The organism is uncultured Limnohabitans sp. (assembly GCF_937889215.1).
Lineage (GTDB): Bacteria > Pseudomonadota > Gammaproteobacteria > Burkholderiales > Burkholderiaceae_C > Limnohabitans_A.
In genome coordinates, this window is the sequence record NZ_CALBEX010000535.1 from 1 (window position 1) to 1,184 (window position 1,184).

The window sequence follows — 1,184 nt, forward strand, 5'->3', positions numbered from 1 at the left end:
AGCCGTTGCTGGCCGAGCAGGTTTAAAGGAAGAGAAAGCATGACCAAGCAAATTCGCAACATCGCCATCATCGCCCACGTTGACCACGGTAAAACCACCATGGTGGACCAGCTGCTGCGCCAATCTGGCACCTTCGCTGACCACGAAAAAGTGGTCGACACCGTGATGGACAACAACGCCATCGAACGTGAGCGCGGCATCACCATTCTGGCCAAAAACTGCGCTGTGAGCTGGGAAGGCACACACATCAACATCGTGGACACCCCCGGTCACGCGGACTTCGGTGGTGAAGTCGAACGCGCCTTGTCCATGGTCGACGGTGTGGTCTTGTTGATCGATGCGCAAGAAGGCCCCATGCCTCAGACCCGTTTCGTGACCAAGAAAGCTTTGGCTTTGGGCTTGAAGCCCATTGTCGTGGTGAACAAAGTCGACAAGCCCGGTGCGAACCCAGACAAAGTGGTGAACGCCGCTTTCGACCTGTTCGACAAACTCGGTGCCAACGACGAGCAACTCGACTTCCCCGTCGTCTATGCCTCTGGCATCAACGGCTGGACATCGATGGAAGAGGGCGCACCCGGTGAGCAGTGGGGCCCCGACATGTCGGCCCTGTTCAACACTGTGCTCCAGCACGTCAAGCCCAACGCAGGCGACCCTAAAGCGCCTTTGCAGTTGCAAATTTCAGCGCTCGATTTCTCCACATTCGTGGGCCGCATCGGTGTGGGCCGCATCAGCCAAGGCACCATCAAGCCGAACATGGACGTCGTGGTCATGGAAGGCGCAGATGGCTCGACCATCAAAGGCCGTGTCAACCAAGTGCTGACTTTCCAGGGTCTGGACCGTGTGCAAGTGACCGAAGCCGGCCCTGGCGACATTGTGTTGATCAACGGCATTGCCGATCTGAACATCGGCGTGACTGTGACCGACCCGCTGAACCCCTCTCCACTGCCCATGCTGAAGGTGGACGAGCCTACGCTGACCATGAACTTCTGCGTCAACACATCGCCCTTGGCTGGCCGTGAAGGCAAGTTCGTCACCAGCCGCCAAATCTGGGATCGTCTGCAAAAAGAGCTGCAACACAACGTGGCCTTGCGTGTCAACGAAACCGACGAAGAAGGCATCTTTGAAGTCATGGGCCGCGGTGAATTGCACCTGACCATCTTGCTGGAAAACATGCGCCGTGAAGG

At 57.5% G+C, this 1,184-nt stretch carries 1 protein-coding gene; it reads left to right on the forward strand.

The annotated features are described in order from the left end of the window. Positions 1-39 precede the first annotated feature (39 nt). On the forward strand, positions 40-1,184 hold a 1,145-nt coding region (locus Q0341_RS13535), incomplete at its 3' end, for a GTP-binding protein (RefSeq protein WP_299514309.1).